At 57.6% G+C, this 21,308-nt stretch carries 10 protein-coding genes, 1 tRNA gene and 6 rRNA genes; 12 read left to right on the forward strand and 5 right to left on the reverse strand.

Annotated features, from left to right (window positions below; translation table 11 throughout):
- Window positions 1-393: 393 nt before the first annotated feature.
- Together KUF55_RS02235 and rrf (KUF55_RS02240) are read left to right on the forward strand one after the other, a co-directional pair.
- A 23S ribosomal RNA gene (locus KUF55_RS02235) occupies window positions 394-3,526 on the forward strand.
- A gap of 180 nt (window positions 3,527-3,706) precedes the next feature.
- Window positions 3,707-3,823: ribosomal RNA gene (gene rrf, locus KUF55_RS02240) — 5S ribosomal RNA — on the forward strand.
- 206 nt (window positions 3,824-4,029) lie between these two features.
- On the opposite strand, the gene KUF55_RS02245 is transcribed toward rrf (KUF55_RS02240), so the two are convergent.
- A complete protein-coding gene (locus KUF55_RS02245) occupies window positions 4,030-5,193 on the reverse strand; it encodes an IS1249 family transposase (RefSeq protein WP_218817664.1) in 1,164 nt (387 codons plus the stop codon).
- 457 nt (window positions 5,194-5,650) lie between these two features.
- Here KUF55_RS02245 and rrf (KUF55_RS02250) point away from each other — a divergent pair.
- A 5S ribosomal RNA gene (gene rrf / locus KUF55_RS02250) occupies window positions 5,651-5,767 on the forward strand.
- 574 nt (window positions 5,768-6,341) lie between these two features.
- On the forward strand, window positions 6,342-6,827 hold the full coding sequence (locus tag KUF55_RS02255) for an SRPBCC domain-containing protein (protein ID WP_255557425.1): 486 nt from the start codon (window positions 6,342-6,344) through the stop codon (window positions 6,825-6,827).
- Between the two features lie 481 nt (window positions 6,828-7,308).
- Here the strand turns inward: KUF55_RS02255 and KUF55_RS02260 are convergent, their stop codons facing one another.
- Window positions 7,309-7,764: a hypothetical protein gene (locus KUF55_RS02260; RefSeq protein WP_218817869.1), complete on the reverse strand. Its 456-nt coding sequence runs from the start codon at window positions 7,762-7,764 to the stop codon at window positions 7,309-7,311.
- Between the two features lie 166 nt (window positions 7,765-7,930).
- On the opposite strand from KUF55_RS02260, the gene KUF55_RS02265 reads away from it, so the two are divergent.
- Window positions 7,931-9,457 (forward strand): 16S ribosomal RNA (locus tag KUF55_RS02265).
- 97 nt (window positions 9,458-9,554) lie between these two features.
- Here KUF55_RS02265 and KUF55_RS02270 read toward each other — a convergent pair.
- Window positions 9,555-10,037, reverse strand: a complete 483-nt coding sequence (locus tag KUF55_RS02270; protein WP_218817663.1) for a hypothetical protein — start codon at window positions 10,035-10,037, stop codon at window positions 9,555-9,557.
- Between the two features lie 6 nt (window positions 10,038-10,043).
- On the opposite strand from KUF55_RS02270, the gene KUF55_RS02275 reads away from it, so the two are divergent.
- The 5 genes from KUF55_RS02275 to KUF55_RS02295 all read left to right on the forward strand — a co-directional run bounded on the left by KUF55_RS02275 (window position 10,044) and on the right by KUF55_RS02295 (window position 15,733).
- A 23S ribosomal RNA gene (locus KUF55_RS02275) occupies window positions 10,044-13,176 on the forward strand.
- Window positions 13,177-13,364: 188 nt separating this feature from the next.
- A 5S ribosomal RNA gene (gene rrf, locus KUF55_RS02280) occupies window positions 13,365-13,481 on the forward strand.
- The 16S, 23S and 5S rRNA genes sit together here, the layout of an rRNA operon.
- A gap of 150 nt (window positions 13,482-13,631) precedes the next feature.
- On the forward strand, window positions 13,632-14,132 hold the full coding sequence (locus KUF55_RS02285; protein WP_218817870.1) for an SRPBCC domain-containing protein: 501 nt from the start codon (window positions 13,632-13,634) through the stop codon (window positions 14,130-14,132).
- 70 nt (window positions 14,133-14,202) lie between these two features.
- Window positions 14,203-15,585 carry an FAD-binding oxidoreductase gene (locus tag KUF55_RS02290; RefSeq protein WP_218817871.1) on the forward strand — a complete coding sequence of 461 codons (1,383 nt, stop codon included), beginning with the start codon at window positions 14,203-14,205 and terminating at the stop codon, window positions 15,583-15,585.
- A gap of 71 nt (window positions 15,586-15,656) precedes the next feature.
- Window positions 15,657-15,733, forward strand: a tRNA-Pro gene (locus KUF55_RS02295).
- Window positions 15,734-16,206: 473 nt separating this feature from the next.
- On the opposite strand, the gene KUF55_RS02300 is transcribed toward KUF55_RS02295, so the two are convergent.
- Window positions 16,207-17,172 (reverse strand): ABC transporter substrate-binding protein, encoded by a 966-nt coding sequence (locus tag KUF55_RS02300; protein ID WP_218818672.1) that lies wholly within the window; start codon window positions 17,170-17,172, stop codon window positions 16,207-16,209.
- Between the two features lie 172 nt (window positions 17,173-17,344).
- Here KUF55_RS02300 and KUF55_RS02305 point away from each other — a divergent pair, with 172 nt between their 5' ends.
- Window positions 17,345-18,457 (forward strand): iron chelate uptake ABC transporter family permease subunit, encoded by a 1,113-nt coding sequence (locus tag KUF55_RS02305; RefSeq protein WP_218817872.1) that lies wholly within the window; start codon window positions 17,345-17,347, stop codon window positions 18,455-18,457.
- On the forward strand, window positions 18,454-19,524 hold the full coding sequence (locus tag KUF55_RS02310) for an iron chelate uptake ABC transporter family permease subunit (protein ID WP_255557245.1): 1,071 nt from the start codon (window positions 18,454-18,456) through the stop codon (window positions 19,522-19,524). The genes KUF55_RS02305 and KUF55_RS02310 overlap by 4 nt, the downstream gene beginning before the upstream one ends.
- A 28-nt stretch (window positions 19,525-19,552) precedes the next feature.
- Here the strand turns inward: KUF55_RS02310 and KUF55_RS02315 are convergent, their stop codons facing one another.
- Window positions 19,553-21,307, reverse strand: coding sequence for an alpha-amylase family glycosyl hydrolase (locus KUF55_RS02315; protein WP_218817873.1), 1,755 nt, complete (start codon window positions 21,305-21,307; stop codon window positions 19,553-19,555).
- Window position 21,308 lies beyond the last annotated feature (1 nt).

Consider the following 21,308-nt stretch of genomic DNA (forward strand, 5'->3'; position numbering starts at 1 on the left):
ATGGTTTTTTGGCACACTGTTGGGTCCTGAAATAACAGGCTCCGACTTTTCTTGTATGCCCGTTGGGGTGTGTGGGAGGGGTTGGTGGGTTTGTTGTTTTAGTGTTGTCCCGCGCATGGCCTAAGCGAGCATGGTGCGCATCCTTTGGGGTGTGTGGTGTTGGTGGTGGGTGTGATGGGGTTGTTGTTTGGGAACTGTATAGTGGACGCGAGCATCTTGTGAAACAGGATTGACTGATAACTCTTTTGGGGTTGTTGGTTGGTTTGTTTGTTTTGCAAAGCAATTTCTTATGATAATGAATCTTGGTGCACATAACTCTTTTAGGGTTGTGTGTTTTCTTGATTCTTTCGATTGTAATGTTTTAGCGCTTGTAATTATTTTGATCATGTTTGTGGTCAAGTTTTTAAGGGCGCACGGTGGATGCCTTGGCATTGGGAGCCGAAGAAGGACGTGGGAATCTGCGATAAGCCTGGAGGAGTCGATAACCGGACGTTGATACCAGGATTTCCGAATGGGGAAACCCCGTACGGTGTTATGCCGTATGACCCGTAGCTGAACACATAGGCTACGTGGAGGGAACGAGGGGAAGTGAAACATCTCAGTACCCTCAGGAAGAGAAAACAATAGTGATTCCGTTAGTAGTGGCGAGCGAACGCGGATGGGGCTAAACCGAGCCATGTGTGATAGCCGGCGGGCGTTGCATGGTCGGGGTTGTGGGACTTTCCGTATCAGTTCTGCCGGACTGGTGAAGTGAGGTGCGGGCGTATAGGCGAATCGGTTTGAATGCCGGACCGTAGAGGGTGAGAGTCCCGTAGTGCTAATGCGTTCCGCCGCTTTGTGGAAGTATCCCAAGTAGGACGGGGCCCGAGAAATCCCGTTTGAATCTGCCAGGACCACCTGGTAAGCCTAAATACTACCCAATGACCGATAGCGGATAAGTACCGTGAGGGAATGGTGAAAAGTACCCCGGGAGGGGAGTGAAATAGTACCTGAAACCGTGCGCTTACAATCCGTTGGAGCCTCCTTGTTGGGGTGACAGCGTGCCTTTTGAAGAATGAGCCTGCGAGTTAGTGTTACGTCGCGAGGTTAACCCGTGTGGGGAAGCCGTAGCGAAAGCGAGTCTGAATAGGGCGAGTTAGTGGCGTGATCTAGACCCGAAGCGAAGTGATCTACCCATGGCCAGGTTGAAGCGCGTGTAAGAGCGCGTGGAGGACCGAACCCACTTCAGTTGAAAATGGAGGGGATGAGCTGTGGGTAGGGGTGAAAGGCCAATCAAACTTCGTGATAGCTGGTTCTCCCCGAAATGCATTTAGGTGCAGCGTTGCGTGTTTCTTATCGGAGGTAGAGCTACTGGATGGCTAATGGGCCCTACAAGGTTACTGACGTCAGCCAAACTCCGAATGCCGATAAGTGAGAGCGCAGCAGTGAGACTGTGGGGGATAAGCTTCATAGTCGAGAGGGAAACAGCCCAGAACGCCAACTAAGGCCCCTAAGCGTGTGCTAAGTGGAAAAGGATGTGGAGTTGCGAAGACAACCAGGAGGTTGGCTTAGAAGCAGCCACCCTTGAAAGAGTGCGTAATAGCTCACTGGTCAAGTGATTCCGCGCCGACAATGTAGCGGGGCTCAAGCACACCGCCGAAGTTGCGTCATTCATATATTTTGGTAGGCCTTCGTGGTCCAGCCGTATGGATGGGTAGGGGAGCGTCGTGTGGGCAGTGAAGTCGCGGTGTAAACCAGCGGTGGAGCCCACACGAGTGAGAATGCAGGCATGAGTAGCGAATGACGGGTGAGAAACCCGTCCGCCGAATGATCAAGGGTTCCAGGGTCAAGCTAATCTGCCCTGGGTAAGTCGGGACCTAAGGCGAGGCCGACAGGCGTAGTCGATGGACAACGGGTTGATATTCCCGTACCGGCGAAAAACCGTCCATATTGAACTGGTAATGCTAACCACCCCAAAGACCCTTTTGATGTTCCTTCGGGAATGTTGTTGGGTGTGCGGCGTGGGACCCGAGCCAGGGAGGTAAGCGTATTAACAGGTGTGACGCAGGAAGGTAGCCGAGCCAGGCAATGGAATTGACCTGGTCCAAGGGTGTAGGACGAGTCGTAGGCAAATCCGCGATTCATATAAGTCTGAGACCTGATAGGCGCCCCTTTTGGGGGGTGATTCGGTGATCCTATGCTGCCAAGAAAAGCATCGACGCGAGGTTTTAGCCGCCCGTACCCCAAACCGACACAGGTGATCAGGTAGAGAATACTAAGGCGATCGAGAGAATCATGGTTAAGGAACTCGGCAAAATGCCCCCGTAACTTCGGGAGAAGGGGGGCCTGCCTCGTGAAAGAACCTAGCGTTCTGGAGCGGGTGTGGGCCGCAGAGACCAGGGGGAAGCGACTGTTTACTAAAAACACAGGTCCGTGCGAAGTCGCAAGACGATGTATACGGACTGACTCCTGCCCGGTGCTGGAAGGTTAAGAGGACCGGTTAGCTCTTTGGAGCGAAGCTGAGAATTTAAGCCCCAGTAAACGGCGGTGGTAACTATAACCATCCTAAGGTAGCGAAATTCCTTGTCGGGTAAGTTCCGACCTGCACGAATGGAGTAACGACTTCCCCGCTGTCTCAACCATGAACTCGGCGAAATTGCACTACGAGTAAAGATGCTCGTTACGCGCAGCAGGACGGAAAGACCCCGAGACCTTTACTATAGTTTGGTATTGGTGTTCGGTGCAGCTTGTGTAGGATAGGTGGGAGACTGTGAAGCTCGGACGCTAGTTCGGGTGGAGTCATCGTTGAAATACCACTCTGGCTGTACCGGTCACCTAACTTCGGCCCATGATCTGGGTCAGGGACAGTGCCTGATGGGTAGTTTAACTGGGGCGGTTGCCTCCTAAAGAGTAACGGAGGCGCCCAAAGGTTCCCTCAGCCTGGTTGGCAATCAGGTGTCGAGTGTAAGTGCACAAGGGAGCTTGACTGTGAGAGCGACAGCTCGAGCAGGGACGAAAGTCGGGACTAGTGATCCGGCGGCACGTTGTGGAACGGCCGTCGCTCAACGGATAAAAGGTACCTCGGGGATAACAGGCTGATCTTGCCCAAGAGTCCATATCGACGGCATGGTTTGGCACCTCGATGTCGGCTCGTCGCATCCTGGGGCTGGAGTAGGTCCCAAGGGTTGGGCTGTTCGCCCATTAAAGCGGTACGCGAGCTGGGTTTAGAACGTCGTGAGACAGTTCGGTCCCTATCCGCTGCGCGCGCAGGAAATTTGAGAAGAGCTGTCCTTAGTACGAGAGGACCGGGACGGACGAACCTCTGGTGTGTCAGTTGTACTGCCAAGTGCACCGCTGATTAGCTACGTTCGGAAGGGATAACCGCTGAAAGCATCTAAGCGGGAAGCCCACTTCGAGATGAGATTTCCATACACTTTTGAGTGTGAGAGGCCCCCAGCCAGACCACTGGGTTGATAGGCAGGATGTGGAAGCGAGGACTAAAGACTCGTGAAGCTGACCTGTACTAATAGGCCGACAACTTAAACCACAAACACCACACACCCTTTGGGTGTTGGCAAGAAACGCTGCGTCCACTATACGGTCCCGAAACAACAAACCCATTTTGTTTTTCGCGGAATCAACAACATATACAACCACTATTGTGGTCGTAACCCATAGATTCACCACCCCCAGGCAGAAATGTCGCATATAGGGTTGGTACTAGAGTTACGGCGGTCATAGCGTGGGGGAAACGCCCGGTCCCATACCGAACCCGGAAGCTAAGACCCACTGCGCCGATGGTACTGCACTCGGGAGGGTGTGGGAGAGTAGGTCACCGCCGGACAATATTTTGTTCCGAAACCCTCAAACACTGACGTGTTTGGGGGTTTCGATGTTTAACACCCACAAGACCACTCCTTGAAGGGGTCGGGATGATCCGGCTGCATGATTCTGGCCGGCTCCACAAGGCCGTACTGCCTAGGCTTATAGGCAAAAAAGTGTGTCTGCCCCGGGTGTGTCACCCGGGGCTGTGCCATGTCAGAGCATGATTCAGCAGGGTCTGCCGGCCCATCCTTTTCTGACCCAGAGCCCTTCGGCTTCAGTCAGTGCGGTGCCGATGAGTTCCGGCCCAATCGTTTCCTCCTGGATCTGCTTCTTCACTGGTTTCGTGTTGAGGTGTTCAGGCCGGATGAGAGTGTGCGGTTCAGTTGGTTTCTCACTGTGGGAGTAGAGCCACCATTCGACCGCCCGTTTCGCATGGGCCGGCGGCATGCCACGGTGCCCGCGCAGCAGCGCACGGAGCTGAGTGTTAACGCCGCCCTCGATGTGGTTGGTTGTCGAAGCGATGGCCAGCCCATCAAATTCTGGCTCCAGGTAGGTGAAGAGCTCACCACTGCGCACCAGCCGTTCGAGGAGTTTGTAGGCCGAACGTAGGCGAGTGTGGGTGTACCACCAGGTTTGGGTGGGCTTCACACCTTTGGGCCGGTGGCCGCCAGGTCCCGCCGGGTAGGTGCGTTCCTTGATCACGTCCCCGAAGGTGTGGTGCCATTCCTGCAGCGCTTGCATCCACTGGGTGGCGTGTTCTCGGGTCTTGATGCGTGTCAGGGCAAGGGAAATTCGCCGAAGGGCTCTTCCCGCGTCCGTTCGTGGTCGCAGGGTCAGATAAGTGCGCACGTTGCGTTGGACATGGACCAGGCAGCGTTGAACGCGAGTCTCTGGCCACGCTTGCGACAGTGCTGCCGCTAGCCCAGAGCCACCGTCAATGATCACGACCCGGGGTGCTGGGAACTGTTCCAGCAACGCTATCCAGGCCACCCTCTTTTCACTATCGCACCACTGCCAGCCAATGGTTTTGCCGTTGGCAATCGCGATCAGGCAACACCACCCACGTCCTAGATAGATGCCGTCCATTTGGATCTGCAGGTGGACTTCGCCGGTGGGCGCTAGGGATGGTTCGATCGCCCAACACCACTGGGTGTTATGTCGGAGGGTTCTACCCGTGCCGGGGTTGTAGGAGGCCTGGGACTGTTTCCCCAAGATCCATTGGAGGAACAGGTTTAGCTCGGCTCGACGTTTCAGGTCAGGGCGCTTCTTGACACTGCTGGCCCCGCAGTGGATGCACCTCCAGCGTTGGGTTCCGACTGAGGTCTTTCCATTGCGTTTCAGGGCAGATCCGCATACTTCACATTGCTTCGATTTTCCAGAACCATTCACGGTTAATGGCTCAAAGGTATAAGAAACCTCGTTCTACTGCGCCATCGTTGGGAAGCAGGCCCCTCGCGGACACACTTTTCGGCCTATACGCCACTGCCTATGTGAATTCCTGCGAGGACACCTCAGTCTGACCTGGCCCGAGATCGTGGCGTAGCGGAACACCCACCAACTTTCCGCGCCAAGGTATATGAGTATGGGACGAGGATTCTCGGCTCCAGCCTTAGGGCTTGATATCTTTGCCTTCCCTGCAATTACCACCCACCTCAAACCGCATCTATCGACGTCTTTGATGAATCATGGCCTTTTGGTCAGTGACAGCTGTCACTGACCAAAAGGCGGCTCTTGATTGGCTTTGTAGGACCTAGTGCGTTATAGTTATCTACTGAAGAACCACAGCATTGCCTGTGACTCGAGAAGCCACCAGCAGTCCTGAATAAGGATTGCGCGGTAAAAGAGTTACGGCGGTCATAGCGTGGGGGAAACGCCCGGTCCCATACCGAACCCGGAAGCTAAGACCCACTGCGCCGATGGTACTGCACTCGGGAGGGTGTGGGAGAGTAGGTCACCGCCGGACATAACTGTCCCGAAGCCCCTGAACACATAGTGTTCAGGGGCTTCGATGTTTAAGCTTAATCACTGCGGCCGGGTCCAGGGAGCCGGTGTGCCTCCCGGCCGACATTCATCCGGTCCCTACGCCGGACCCATAGTCAGGCTCATAGCGACTCTGCCCATCTTCCGATAGAACTAAACGTTTATGCTAACCGCCGGTTCTTCTGGTGGCATCATGATTTTGCCGGGTACATCTAGCGCCTTGACTTGCATCCGGGGACAGGTAGAGCTGATGCGACCTGAAAGCCGCGTTTCTCGGCACTTCCCGTCCCCATTACTTCGGGCTGATAGGAGTTGCTATTGTGTGCTGACTCCCGGATCCTTTCGGATATCACCCAGGGCACCATGGGCGCGGTATTTGAGCAAACGCATCTCCGTTTTACATGACGAGAACGGAGCCTCATCGTTTGATCCCGGATGCGCGCAGCGCAGCGGCAGGAAAACCAAGGACTGCCTCAAACCCCATGGGTAGTTTGACGTAGTTGCTCATAAGAAATTTCTCTGAATGTCTATTCTTGCTGCAGATAGTCCGTTTCTCTATGTGGCATTATGTACGCGTGGTCGAACTGGGGCTTTCACATTCGGTTGATCGCGTTTGGCGAGCGGTCAGCGTCCCGGACGAACTTGCGAGTTGGTTCCCGGCCGCAGTGGACTGGACCCCCGCGAAGGGCGAGAGCTTTGAGGCTGGCGGAGCAACCCTTGAAGTAACTGAAGTTGAACCGCAGCGGCTCTTGGCCTGGACCTTCGCCGGGGAGCTGCAAATGTTCGAGATCCAGGCTTTGGAGGAGGGCTGCCGACTGACGTTCACTCATGTCTTCGATGACCGCACACTCGCCGCGCAAACTGCTGCGGGCTGGGACGCCTACTTGTCGCGGCTCGAGCCCTATCTCTCTGGGACACCTGTCACAGAGGAGACGGCACATGAGCATTGGGCCGTCGTCCATGAGCACTACGCGGAAAAATTCGGTGTAGACCCAGGACCTGGGCGAAAGTTCGCGGCTTCGTTACGCGGTAGCCAAGACTGATTCGATTGCTCGAATAGAGACTGATTCCATGATTAAGTTTGAGTTCCAGGTTGTGGGTACTGTGAGCATCAGCCCTTGGCTTGTGGGTTTGTCATATGACGACGGAGACTACCGGATCGGCCCCCAGTTTCGGTTGGGGGCCGTGCCCACTGGCGGGTACCAAACCATCACACAAGAGAACTGGCGCGGAGGCCTAGCCGAGGATGAGTACCAGTTGGTTCTCTGAAAACTCCGTGGGTTGGATCCACCCTGTCCTGTCGCCAGTATCCCGTGACTTTGTAGGGGCTACGTTCTTGCCCTTGCGAGGCTTGGCTCGACGGTCCCGTGCCGGCTTCGAAGTCGCCTAGCCGGTATACCTGTTGCTAGATTTTGCTGTCGCTTCCGGTTCAGGCGCGCATCACGATCATTGGCCGCGTACTGGAATGACTTCAGGTCCCGAATATGTTGCTACTGCGCGAAACCTCGGCCGCAGAACTAGTACTCAGCGATCCTTGGTGAGTGGCGCGCAGCGGGTATGTGGCAGTGTCGCGGGGGTCACGGTGATGTTTTTTAATGTTTTAGTCGAGCTGGGGCGTGTGGGGACTGGTTTTGGGCTGGTTTGGCGGGGTTTTTGGTGGGGGAAAGGGCTGATTTCCCCTTCGGGTGTTTTGTGTGTATAGTTCTTTGAGTTGCCGGGATGAGGACAGCGGAAGTTTTCGCTGAGGATCTCCTGGTTGACCATCTTCCTTTCCTTAGATATCTGATCATTATGGTCGGCGTTTTTGAATGCCTTCGATTTTTGTCTGGTTCTGGGTGCTGGAGAGCGAGTATCACCTTGATGGTGGATTTGTTCTTCGACACGCGGTGGGGTAAGGTAGATAAGTTGCTCCAGAACGAAGCGGCCGGAACATTGTTTTCTGGTGGTGGTGTTGGAAGTGTCTGTTGTTTGAGAACTCAATAGTGTGCCAAGTTTGTTGATACCAATTTATTTATTTTATTGGTGAATGGCTTCAAGGTTTGCACCCCCCGGTGTGGATGCTTGAGGCAATTTGCCAGGATGTTTTTACTTGGTGCAACCCGGTCGACTTTTTCCAGTTGGCGTGTTGGTTGTGTCTGTATATTTTTTTACGGAGAGTTTGATCCTGGCTCAGGATGAACGCTGGCGGCGTGCTTAACACATGCAAGTCGAACGATGACTTTTGTGCTTGCACAGAATGATTAGTGGCGAACGGGTGAGTAACACGTGAGTAACCTGCCCCTGACTCTGGGATAAGCCTGGGAAACTGGGTCTAATACTGGATATGCACCGTAGACCGCATGGTTTTTGGTGGAAAGAATTTTGGTCAGGGATGGACTCGCGGCCTATCAGCTTGTTGGTGAGGTAATGGCTCACCAAGGCGACGACGGGTAGCCGGCCTGAGAGGGTGACCGGCCACACTGGGACTGAGACACGGCCCAGACTCCTACGGGAGGCAGCAGTGGGGAATATTGCACAATGGGCGAAAGCCTGATGCAGCGACGCCGCGTGAGGGATGACGGCCTTCGGGTTGTAAACCTCTTTCAGTAGGGAAGAAGCGAAAGTGACGGTACCTGCAGAAGAAGCGCCGGCTAACTACGTGCCAGCAGCCGCGGTAATACGTAGGGCGCAAGCGTTATCCGGAATTATTGGGCGTAAAGAGCTCGTAGGCGGTTTGTCGCGTCTGCCGTGAAAGTCCGAGGCTCAACTTCGGATCTGCGGTGGGTACGGGCAGACTAGAGTGATGTAGGGGAGACTGGAATTCCTGGTGTAGCGGTGAAATGCGCAGATATCAGGAGGAACACCGATGGCGAAGGCAGGTCTCTGGGCATCTACTGACGCTGAGGAGCGAAAGCATGGGGAGCGAACAGGATTAGATACCCTGGTAGTCCATGCCGTAAACGTTGGGCACTAGGTGTGGGGGACATTCCACGTTTTCCGCGCCGTAGCTAACGCATTAAGTGCCCCGCCTGGGGAGTACGGCCGCAAGGCTAAAACTCAAAGGAATTGACGGGGGCCCGCACAAGCGGCGGAGCATGCGGATTAATTCGATGCAACGCGAAGAACCTTACCAAGGCTTGACATGTGCTAGATCGCCATAGAAATATGGTTTCCCCTTTGGGGCTGGTTCACAGGTGGTGCATGGTTGTCGTCAGCTCGTGTCGTGAGATGTTGGGTTAAGTCCCGCAACGAGCGCAACCCTCGTTCTATGTTGCCAGCACGTTATGGTGGGGACTCATAGGAGACTGCCGGGGTCAACTCGGAGGAAGGTGGGGACGACGTCAAATCATCATGCCCCTTATGTCTTGGGCTTCACGCATGCTACAATGGCCGGTACAATGGGTTGCGATACTGTGAGGTGGAGCTAATCCCAAAAAGCCGGTCTCAGTTCGGATTGGGGTCTGCAACTCGACCCCATGAAGTCGGAGTCGCTAGTAATCGCAGATCAGCAACGCTGCGGTGAATACGTTCCCGGGCCTTGTACACACCGCCCGTCAAGTCACGAAAGTTGGTAACACCCGAAGCCGGTGGCCTAACCCCTTGTGGGAGGGAGCCGTCGAAGGTGGGACTGGCGATTGGGACTAAGTCGTAACAAGGTAGCCGTACCGGAAGGTGCGGCTGGATCACCTCCTTTCTAAGGAGCAACTAACACCAGACAGGCACATCAAAGTATGTGTTTTGTGGGTGTTCAGTGCTGCTCGTATCCATCACTTGTGTTGATGGGCGAGTGCTCAAGGGTGGAATATCAACAAATTATGGCTGTTCATGTTGTGGAGGTTGTTTTTAGTACGCTCGCTTGCGGGTTGGAATGAGATGAGTTCTATGAGGTGGATGGTTTTTGGCACACTGTTGGGTCCTGAAATAACAGGCTCCGACTTTTCTTGTATGCCCTTTGGGGTGTGTGAGGGGGTTGGTGGGTTTGTTGTTTTAGTGTTGTCCCGCGCATGGCCTAAGCGAGCATGGTGCGCACCTTTGGGTGTGTGGTGTTGGTGGTGGGTGTGATGGGGTTGTTGTTTGGGAACTGTATAGTGGACGCGAGCATCTTGTGAAACAGGATTGACTGATAACTCTTTTGGGGTTGTTGGTTGGTTTGTTTGTTTTGCAAAGCAATTTCTTATGATAATGAATCTTGGTGCACATAACTCTTTTAGGGTTGTGTGTTTTCTTGATTCTTTCGATTGTAATGTTTTAGCGCTTGTAATTATTTTGATCATGTTTGTGGTCAAGTTTTTAAGGGCGCACGGTGGATGCCTTGGCATTGGGAGCCGAAGAAGGACGTGGGAATCTGCGATAAGCCTGGAGGAGTCGATAACCGGACGTTGATACCAGGATTTCCGAATGGGGAAACCCCGTACGGTGTTATGCCGTATGACCCGTAGCTGAACACATAGGCTACGTGGAGGGAACGAGGGGAAGTGAAACATCTCAGTACCCTCAGGAAGAGAAAACAATAGTGATTCCGTTAGTAGTGGCGAGCGAACGCGGATGGGGCTAAACCGAGCCATGTGTGATAGCCGGCGGGCGTTGCATGGTCGGGGTTGTGGGACTTTCCGTATCAGTTCTGCCGGACTGGTGAAGTGAGGTGCGGGCGTATAGGCGAATCGGTTTGAATGCCGGACCGTAGAGGGTGAGAGTCCCGTAGTGCTAATGCGTTCCGCCGCTTTGTGGAAGTATCCCAAGTAGGACGGGGCCCGAGAAATCCCGTTTGAATCTGCCAGGACCACCTGGTAAGCCTAAATACTACCCAATGACCGATAGCGGATAAGTACCGTGAGGGAATGGTGAAAAGTACCCCGGGAGGGGAGTGAAATAGTACCTGAAACCGTGCGCTTACAATCCGTTGGAGCCTCCTTGTTGGGGTGACAGCGTGCCTTTTGAAGAATGAGCCTGCGAGTTAGTGTTACGTCGCGAGGTTAACCCGTGTGGGGAAGCCGTAGCGAAAGCGAGTCTGAATAGGGCGAGTTAGTGGCGTGATCTAGACCCGAAGCGAAGTGATCTACCCATGGCCAGGTTGAAGCGCGTGTAAGAGCGCGTGGAGGACCGAACCCACTTCAGTTGAAAATGGAGGGGATGAGCTGTGGGTAGGGGTGAAAGGCCAATCAAACTTCGTGATAGCTGGTTCTCCCCGAAATGCATTTAGGTGCAGCGTTGCGTGTTTCTTATCGGAGGTAGAGCTACTGGATGGCTAATGGGCCCTACAAGGTTACTGACGTCAGCCAAACTCCGAATGCCGATAAGTGAGAGCGCAGCAGTGAGACTGTGGGGGATAAGCTTCATAGTCGAGAGGGAAACAGCCCAGAACGCCAACTAAGGCCCCTAAGCGTGTGCTAAGTGGAAAAGGATGTGGAGTTGCGAAGACAACCAGGAGGTTGGCTTAGAAGCAGCCACCCTTGAAAGAGTGCGTAATAGCTCACTGGTCAAGTGATTCCGCGCCGACAATGTAGCGGGGCTCAAGCACACCGCCGAAGTTGCGTCATTCATATATTTTGGTAGGCCTTCGTGGTCCAGCCGTATGGATGGGTAGGGGAGCGTCGTGTGGGCAGTGAAGTCGCGGTGTAAACCAGCGGTGGAGCCCACACGAGTGAGAATGCAGGCATGAGTAGCGAATGACGGGTGAGAAACCCGTCCGCCGAATGATCAAGGGTTCCAGGGTCAAGCTAATCTGCCCTGGGTAAGTCGGGACCTAAGGCGAGGCCGACAGGCGTAGTCGATGGACAACGGGTTGATATTCCCGTACCGGCGAAAAACCGTCCATATTGAACTGGTAATGCTAACCACCCCAAAGACCCTTTTGATGTTCCTTCGGGAATGTTGTTGGGTGTGCGGCGTGGGACCCGAGCCAGGGAGGTAAGCGTATTAACAGGTGTGACGCAGGAAGGTAGCCGAGCCAGGCAATGGAATTGACCTGGTCCAAGGGTGTAGGACGAGTCGTAGGCAAATCCGCGATTCATATAAGTCTGAGACCTGATAGGCGCCCCTTTTGGGGGGTGATTCGGTGATCCTATGCTGCCAAGAAAAGCATCGACGCGAGGTTTTAGCCGCCCGTACCCCAAACCGACACAGGTGATCAGGTAGAGAATACTAAGGCGATCGAGAGAATCATGGTTAAGGAACTCGGCAAAATGCCCCCGTAACTTCGGGAGAAGGGGGGCCTGCCTCGTGAAAGAACCTAGCGTTCTGGAGCGGGTGTGGGCCGCAGAGACCAGGGGGAAGCGACTGTTTACTAAAAACACAGGTCCGTGCGAAGTCGCAAGACGATGTATACGGACTGACTCCTGCCCGGTGCTGGAAGGTTAAGAGGACCGGTTAGCTCTTTGGAGCGAAGCTGAGAATTTAAGCCCCAGTAAACGGCGGTGGTAACTATAACCATCCTAAGGTAGCGAAATTCCTTGTCGGGTAAGTTCCGACCTGCACGAATGGAGTAACGACTTCCCCGCTGTCTCAACCATGAACTCGGCGAAATTGCACTACGAGTAAAGATGCTCGTTACGCGCAGCAGGACGGAAAGACCCCGAGACCTTTACTATAGTTTGGTATTGGTGTTCGGTGCAGCTTGTGTAGGATAGGTGGGAGACTGTGAAGCTCGGACGCTAGTTCGGGTGGAGTCATCGTTGAAATACCACTCTGGCTGTACCGGTCACCTAACTTCGGCCCATGATCTGGGTCAGGGACAGTGCCTGATGGGTAGTTTAACTGGGGCGGTTGCCTCCTAAAGAGTAACGGAGGCGCCCAAAGGTTCCCTCAGCCTGGTTGGCAATCAGGTGTCGAGTGTAAGTGCACAAGGGAGCTTGACTGTGAGAGCGACAGCTCGAGCAGGGACGAAAGTCGGGACTAGTGATCCGGCGGCACGTTGTGGAACGGCCGTCGCTCAACGGATAAAAGGTACCTCGGGGATAACAGGCTGATCTTGCCCAAGAGTCCATATCGACGGCATGGTTTGGCACCTCGATGTCGGCTCGTCGCATCCTGGGGCTGGAGTAGGTCCCAAGGGTTGGGCTGTTCGCCCATTAAAGCGGTACGCGAGCTGGGTTTAGAACGTCGTGAGACAGTTCGGTCCCTATCCGCTGCGCGCGCAGGAAATTTGAGAAGAGCTGTCCTTAGTACGAGAGGACCGGGACGGACGAACCTCTGGTGTGTCAGTTGTACTGCCAAGTGCACCGCTGATTAGCTACGTTCGGAAGGGATAACCGCTGAAAGCATCTAAGCGGGAAGCCCACTTCGAGATGAGATTTCCATACACTTTTGAGTGTGAGAGGCCCCCAGCCAGACCACTGGGTTGATAGGCAGGATGTGGAAGCGAGGACTAAAGACTCGTGAAGCTGACCTGTACTAATAGGCCGACAACTTAAACCACAAACACCATTACCACCGAACATGTTCGGTGGTTGGCAAGAAACGCTGCGTCCACTATACGGTCCCGAAACAACAAACCCATTTTGTTTTTCGCGGATACAACAACATATACAACCACTATTGTGGTCGTAACCCATAGATTCACCACCCCCAGGCAGAAATGTCGCATATAGGGTTGGTACTAGAGTTACGGCGGTCATAGCGTGGGGGAAACGCCCGGTCCCATACCGAACCCGGAAGCTAAGACCCACTGCGCCGATGGTACTGCACTCGGGAGGGTGTGGGAGAGTAGGTCACCGCCGGACAATATTTTGTTCCGAAACCCTCAAACACTGACGTGTTTGGGGGTTTCGATGTTTAACACCCACCAGACCACAAGCGAGTCGGCCCGACCTTCAACAGACACACCAATACGTGCAAATGCTGTTGTCAGTGATTGCCGTTACTGTGGTGAGATGGATGGATTATTTTCACACGCGGCATCGGCCAACGAGCCTAGCTCCCACGACGATTACCGCTTGCCGGAACTCCGGCACACAGTCAGCGTCCCGGTGGCTGCCGAGCAAGCCTTTGAGGGCTTCTCCGAATACATTCATCTTTGGTGGCCAGTGAGCAAGTTCTCACATTACGGTCCAGGTAGCCACGTGACATTCGAGCGCGGAAGCCTCGTTGAAGAATCCGAAGATGGCGACCAGCACCTTTGGGGCAAGGTCGTACACTTCGACGCTCCCTCGACCATCGTTTTGGACTTTACTCTTGGCATGGAAACTGCTCCGCCGACCCACGTGAGCCTCGAATTTCACGAACAGGGGACGGCAACCGAGATCGTCTTGACGCACGACGGTTGGGCCTCGGGGCATGTAGGTCAGGAGCAATACGAGCAATACAGTCAGTGGCCCGAGATTCTTGGCTACTACGCCCGGTTCATGGGCGCCGACAACCAGCAGGTCCGCTAACGAATCTCGATCGTAGTCACCGAGGCGACGACGTCACGCCAAAAACATCAGCATCGTTTGAAAGGGCCTCATGAACCTCGAAACCGCCGACTCGGCCCTGGTGGCTGAGTTAACCCAGCAGATTGGCGAGGACTCAGTATCCACCGAGCCTAAGGTTCTACTCGCTCACAGCCATGACTTCGGGAAGATCGTTGATCTCCAGCAACCCCTTGCCGTGGTTTTTGCAGAACGCGTTGAGGACGTTCAGGCGACCTTGCGGCTAGCGTCGGCGGCAGGAGTGGCGGTGGTGCCGCGCGGGGCTGGCACGGGCGTCTCAGGGGGCGCACACGCCACTGTGCGTTGCATCGTGTTATCCCTCGAACGCATGAACCGCATTTTGGAGATCCGACCCGATGATGAGGTGGCGGTGGTTCAACCCGGTGTCGTCAACGCGGTGCTGAACAATGCGGTGGCCAAGCATGGGCTCATGTACGCCCCGGATCCGGCCAGTTACCAACAGTCGACCATTGGCGGCAACGTCGCAACCAACGCTGGCGGTTTGCGCTGTGCCAAATACGGGGTGACTACCGATTCGGTGCTTGGCCTCGACGTAGTTTTGGCCGATGGCACACTGATCTCCACCGGACGCAACACCTTCAAGGGAGTGGCCGGCTACGACCTCACGTCCCTATTGGTGGGCTCCGAGGGCACGCTGGGCGTGGTGGTCTCCGTGACGGTACGCCTGCGCTACCTCAGCGCAAAAACCTGTTCCATCGCCGCCGTATTCACCGACGTTATTCAGGCGGCCGCCGGCGTGATGGCGATCGCCCGGATCAGGGTGCAACCGGCGATCTTGGAGTTGCTGGACATAGGAACCATGCGTGTCCTTGATGCGGCCTATGGCTCGGACCTCGCGGCGCGGGGCGGCGCCTTGCTGCTGGTGCGTACCGATGGCCATGGGGCCGAGATTGAGGCCAACATTGTGCGCTCGGCACTGGAGAACTTGGGTGCGCACGTGAGCGAGCCTGACGATGAGGAAGCCGTGCGTCTGATCGAGATGCGCAGGGCCAGCCGCGGCGACGGGCAGGACGATAAATATCGTGTGGGGGAGGACGTGGCGGTGCCCCGTTCGGCCATGGTCGAATACATGGGCACCCTCGATCAGATTGCCGCCCGAAACCGGGTCATGGTGCGGATTGTTGCCCACGCTGGAGACGGCAACTTGCATCCCACGTTCTGGGTTAACTCGGAGGATGGAGCCGCGGGGGTGGCACGCCTTGACGCGGCACTTGAGGAGTCGATCAGGGCGGCGCTGGAGGTCGGTGGAACCATTACCGGGGAGCACGGGGTGGGTACCGCGAAGCGCGACTGGTTGGCGTGGGAACAGTCGGCCGAAGTGCTCGAGATCCAACGCAAGATCAAGGCGATCTTTGATCCGCAGGGGATTTTGAACCCGGGCAAAGCTATCCTGTGACGCAGAACCCCTTGTCCCGATTAGGTGTTGGAGTGAATTGTCTGTAGAATTTTTACTCGTTGGTACAACACCGGGATATGGCGCAGCTTGGTAGCGCGCGTCGTTCGGGACGACGAGGTCGCAGGTTCAAATCCTGTTATCCCGACCAATGTGAGCCCCGCAAGAAACCTTGGTTTCATGCGGGGCTCGTCCCATTTAACAACCAAAAAGCTCCCTCGCCCGCATCGGGGTCAAGCAGGTGGATAAGCCCCAGCCCCAGCCCGAAGCGCGCCGGAAGCTCTCCGCTGACTGAGGATCGGCTCAACGGTGTCTCTTTCGCCGGCGACTCCACGCGGTCGCTCATGACTACCTCCGCGGCCGCTACGACTGTAGTCAGCGTCGTACCGTGTCCGGTGACGAAGGCGCCCGCAATCTCACCGAGGATTCTCTCCCCGATCTCCGAGCTGTTCCACGTGGAACCAATCAGATTGACCGAAGGGGAGGGCTCGATCTGCTGTTAGCGGTGCCAGCGGTGCCGGCACCCAGCGGACCGCTCATTTACGGAGCTTCCATTAAACGTTTGTGGGACCGACCATGGCCGGTCCCACAAATGACGTGAGGTTTTGAATGAAGTAGAGGTTGCTACTTGACCAGGTAGCTGCGCAGTTCGTCCAGGACGATCGAAGCGCCTGTCGGGCCCAGGCCCAGGAACCAGACGTCGTCGTTCACGCGTTGTACGTTCCCGGCCTTAACGGCCTCGAGCTTGTCCCAAATTGGGCCCTCGAGCGCGGCCTTTTCGCCGGTGGCCTCCGGGGTGCCGTAGGAGGTGTAGAAGATCCAGTCCGAGTCAGCCTCTGCCAGGTTCTCCCCGGAGATCTCCTTGGCCAGGTCATCAATGTCCTGGTTGGCCGGGCGGGAGAATCCGGCATCATTGAGAATCACGCCAATCAGTGAGGCGTTGCCATAGAGACGGATCTTCTCCGGCATGAAACGCAACAATGAAATCTTCGGATCTCCCTTCACGTCCTGGCCCAGCGCGGTGGCCTTATCCTGGTAGCCGTTCAACACCTCGACTGCCTTGGTTTCCTCGCCCAGCGCTGCCGCGGCAAGACGGAAGTTTTCCTTCCATGGGTAGCCCGGGCGGATGGAGAAGACCGTCGGAGCGATCTGCGAGAGTTGCGGGTAGAGCTTGTCGGCACGCAGTTGCGAGCCGATGATCAGATCCGGTTTCAGCGCGGCGATGGCCTCGAGGTTCAGTTCCTGGATGGTGCCCACGGTCTTTGCGTCCTTGACGTCACCGGCCAGGTAGCTGGGGATCGAGTTGGCGCCCTCGGTGGAGGGGATACCGACCGGGGTGATGCCCAAGGACAGCACCGCATCAAGTTCGCCGGTGTCCAGCACTACGACGCGTTCGGGTTTCTTCTCGATCTGGGTCTCGCCGTTGGCATGCTCCAAGGTGCGCGGGAAGACACCCGGAGCGACATTGGCGCCGAACTTGGCGGTGGCCTCGTCAGCGGTGGAAAAACGTTCGCCGCCCACCGCCACGTCGGAGTTGCCCGGCGCGGTGTCGGTGGTGCCGCCGGCTGCACAGCCCGCGGTTAGGGCGATGAGGAATAGAGCGGTTGCCGCCCGGGCGGAGCCGAAGCGGGGCCCGCGGTTCGAAGAAATCAATTTCACGACGTAAATGTATCGTATTGATGTTGCCCGCGCCTAAGCGATGTTGCCGTCCGGGGAAGACAACGCGGTAGTGTTGAACGGTTCGAAGCAAAGGAGAAGAATCGTGGCAAGTCCCAGCCCTGTTGCGGTGAACCCCGAAAACAGCCAAGCCAGCGACGTAATGAACGCCCAGACGGACCTGGTACCGGTCACGGGTGCTCCGGTGTCAGTGAAGAATCCGGGTCAATCGGCCCGCAGGTTGGCGCTTTTGCTCTGTTTCGCATTGCTACTTGTGCTGCTGGCGCTCTTCTCACTGGCGGTGGGATCCAAACATATTGAATTTTCGGTGGTGATCGACGCGTTGCTGCGGCCCAACGATTCGGCCGACCACGCCATCATCCGTGATTCGCGGCTGCCCCGCGCCATCTTGGGGATCCTCGCCGGAAGCGCCCTGGGCATTGCCGGGGCGCTGGTCCAATCCATGACTCGCAATGCACTGGCCGAACCCGGGATCCTTGGCGTGAACGCCGGCGCCTCGCTGGCGATCGTGATCGCCGTCGGCACCTTCGGCATCAACGGTTTTAACGGCTACGTCTGGTTTGCCTTCGGCGGTGCGGTGCTCGCCACTGGGGCCGTCTACCTGGTCGGGATGGCAGGGGCCAGATCCAGCGACCCGGTGCGACTGGTGCTGGCAGGTGTTGCCCTGGGTGCGGTGCTCTCGGGCATCGGCACGGCGCTGGCGCTGGTGCATCCCTCGGCCTTTGACCAATTGCGTGCCTGGACCATCGGTTCCTTGGAAGGTCGTTCGGGCGAGGTCCTGCTCCCGCTGACCGCAGCGGTGCTGCTGGGCTTCGTGCTGGCAGCCGGCACCGGCCGGTCGCTGAACGCGCTGGCGCTGGGAGACGACACGGCCCTGGCCTTGGGCTACAAGGTGGGGCGGGCCCGGGTGCTGATCCTGTTGGCCGTCACGGTGCTGGCCGGCGCCGCAACCGCCGCGGTGGGGGCGATCAGCTTCCTAGGCTTGATGGCACCACACCTGGCCCGACGTTTCTCCGGTCCAGATGCACGCTGGATGCTTGCCTACACCGCGGTGCTGGCCCCGATCATCCTGCTGCTGGCCGATGTGCTGGGACGAGTCATCATTCCCGGTGAGCTCGAGGCCGGGGTCGTCTGTGCGTTTATCGGCGCCCCGGTGCTGATCCTGTTGGCACGCCGCAAGAAGCCGGTGGCGGTATGAGCAACACCAAACGATCCTCAAAATCTCTCTCCCCGACTCCCGCCACCACGGCGAGCCAGAAAGCCGGCGCCTCGCGCCTGGGCCGCGAGACGGCGCTCTGCCTGGTGCTCCTGGCATTGGCCGCGCTCATCGCCTTACTGGTCATTGGCAGCGGCGACTATCCGATGGGGCCGGTGAGGGTCATGCAGGTGATCTTCGGCGGCGGGGAGGGCCTTGAGAGCACCATCGTATTCCAATGGCGCGCCCCGCGCGCGGTGGCGGCGTTGGCCTTTGGCGCCGCACTCGGCGTGGCCGGTGCGGTATTCCAGTCACTCACCCGCAATCCGCTGGGCTCGCCCGACATCATCGGTTTTTCCACCGGCGCCTACACCGGTGCGCTGCTGGCCCTCACCCTGGTGGGCGGCAGCTTCCTGGCCACCTCGATGGGCGCGCTAGCCGGAGGTCTGGCCACGGCCCTGGCCGTGTATTTCCTGGCCTGGCGGCGCGGCTCCCACGGCTTCAGGCTGATCCTGGTGGGCATCGGGGTTTCGGCCATGCTGGCGGCGCTGAACCAATGGCTGGTGTTGCGCGCCGAAATCGAGGTGGCGATGGCCGCGGCGGTCTGGGGAGCCGGAACCCTTAACGGGGTCGGCTGGCCGGTGCTCATTCCCGCGTTGCTCGCCATTGTGCCGGTCCTGGGCCTCACCCTGGCCGGAGGCAGGCACCTGGGCATGCTGGAGCTGGGAGACGACACGGCCACGGCGTTGGGCGTGCGGGTGGAACCGGCGCGGTTGGTTTTGATCGTGCTGGCGGTGCTGCTGACCTCCGCGGCCACCGCCGTCGCCGGACCCATCGCCTTTGTGGCGTTGGTGGCCCCGCAACTGGCCCAGCGGCTGAACCGAGCCGCGGGCATGCGTTTGGCCCCCGCCGCCTGCATGGGCGCCTTGCTGCTGGTGGCCAGCGACCTGGTGGCCCAACGGATCTTTGCCCCGGTGCAACTGCCGGTAGGCGTGGTGACGGTGAGCATCGGTGGCATCTACCTGATCTGGCTGCTGGCCCGCGAGGGACGCAGCCGCACCCAGGCATAAGACGCGCGAAACGCTCACTCAGCGAGGATTAGTCATCTATGGCGCGCAACCAGATCGCCGAATTGGCGCCCAATAGGCCCCGTGCGGCCAGCGTGGCACCGTCGGGATCGGAGTAGAGCAGCGGTTCACCGGCCGGCAGCGGCACCGAAGCGGCGGAAAGATTCAGCACGCTAATGGTGTTTGAATTGCGGATCGCCAGCACCTCGGGCAGTTCGGGATTCTTAAAGAAGGCCAGCGAACCCAGACCCAGACCCAATTCGCTGCGCAGCGCCAGCGCCGTGCGGTAGAGATTTAGTGTGGAGGCGGGGTCATCCTCCTGCACGTCGCGGGCCAGCGTGGCCCAATCTGCCGGCTGCGGTAGCCAGGTGTCCCCGGTGGGCGAAAAGCCATAGGCGGGGACATCATGCACCCAGGGGATCGGCACCCGGCAGCCATCGCGTCCAATGCGTTCGCCGTTGCTGCGCAAAAAGGTGGGGTCCTGGCGGAACTGATCGGCCAACGTGGTGTGGTCACCCAGGCCCAGCTCTTCACCCTGATAGAGGTAAGCGCCACCGGGCAGGCCCAGCATGAATACCGTCGCTGCCCGCGCCCGGGTCAGGCCCAGTGCGGTATCCGGCTGCGGATCGCGTGGACCAATGCCGTCGCCCAGATCCAGTGCAACATTATCGAGCCCGAAGCGCGTGGCATGACGGGAGACATCGTGGTTGGAGAGCACCCAGGTGGTGGGGGCATCAACCGCGTCAAAGGCCTCGAGTGATTCGCCAATGACCGCGGCCAGCGCGTCCCTGTCCCAGAGCGTGCGCAAGTAATCGAAATTGAACGACTGATGCATCTGGCCCGGGGCCACCCAATCGGCCAGACGGGTCAGTGGGCGCACATTGGCCTCCGAGCAGAGCACCGGTTCACCGGGGTACTCATCGCAGATCTCGCGCCAGCGCGCAAACACTTGGTGCAGCTCGGGCTGGGCGAACATGGGGGCATCGGCGAAGGGGAAGCCCGGGCGCGGGGTACCGTCTGGGGCACCGCCCCAGTTAGGCAGGCCCTCCTTCTTGAACATCGCGTGGGCGACGTCGATCCGAAAGCCGCCGGCGCCGGCATCCAGCCAGAAGCGCAGCGTCGTTTCGAATTCTTCCTGCACCGCGGGATTGCGCCAGTTGAAGTCGGGCTGGGTAGCGTCAAAGAGATGGAAGTAGTACTGGCCCGGTGTTCCATCGGGGTTCGGAACACGGGTCCAGCCCGAACCGCCGAAGAGCGAGAACCAGTTGTTTGGCGGGGTGTTCCCACCCTCACCCAGCCCATCGGCAAAGTGGAACATGGCACGTTCGGCCGAGCCCGGTGCCGCGGCCAGCGCTGCCCGAAACAGCTCGTGCTCGTTGGAGCAGTGGTTGGGCACGATGTCGATGATGATGCGGATGCCGAAGGATGCGGCGGTACTGATCAGCGTCTTGGCATCCTCCATGGTGCCAAAGAGTGGATCAACGCCCCGGTAATCGGAGACGTCATAGCCGGCGTCTTTTTGTGGGGAGGGGAAGAACGGGGAGAGCCAGATGGCATCGACGCCCAGGGTGGCAATCTTGGGCAGTTCGGCGGTGATACCGGCCAGATCGCCCATGCCGGAGCCGGTGGAATCCTTGAAGGAGCGTGGGTAGATTTGGTAGATCACCGCGCGGCGCCACCACTGCTCGCCTTGGGATGATTCATGTAGCACCGGCTGTAGTGCGTAGGGAGAGCCGGGGGTGATCTGGGTATCCGGTGTGCCGGAGGCATCCAAGGGTAGCGACATG

The organism is Paeniglutamicibacter sp. Y32M11 (assembly GCF_019285735.1).
GTDB lineage: Bacteria > Actinomycetota > Actinomycetes > Actinomycetales > Micrococcaceae > Paeniglutamicibacter.

Bases quoted from the DNA above. Each gene is read 5' to 3' on its own strand.
- KUF55_RS02315 (WP_218817873.1), bottom strand. From the start codon at position 21,307: ATGTCGCTACCCTTGGATGCCTCCGGCACACCGGATACCCAGATCACC.
- KUF55_RS02290 (WP_218817871.1), top strand. From the start codon at position 14,203: ATGAACCTCGAAACCGCCGACTCGGCCCTGGTGGCTGAGTTAACCCAG.
- KUF55_RS02310 (WP_255557245.1), top strand. From the start codon at position 18,454: ATGAGCAACACCAAACGATCCTCAAAATCTCTCTCCCCGACTCCCGCC.
- KUF55_RS02255 (WP_255557425.1), top strand. From the start codon at position 6,342: ATGTGGCATTATGTACGCGTGGTCGAACTGGGGCTTTCACATTCGGTT.
- KUF55_RS02285 (WP_218817870.1), top strand. From the start codon at position 13,632: ATGGATGGATTATTTTCACACGCGGCATCGGCCAACGAGCCTAGCTCC.
- KUF55_RS02270 (WP_218817663.1), bottom strand. From the start codon at position 10,037: ATGATCAAAATAATTACAAGCGCTAAAACATTACAATCGAAAGAATCA.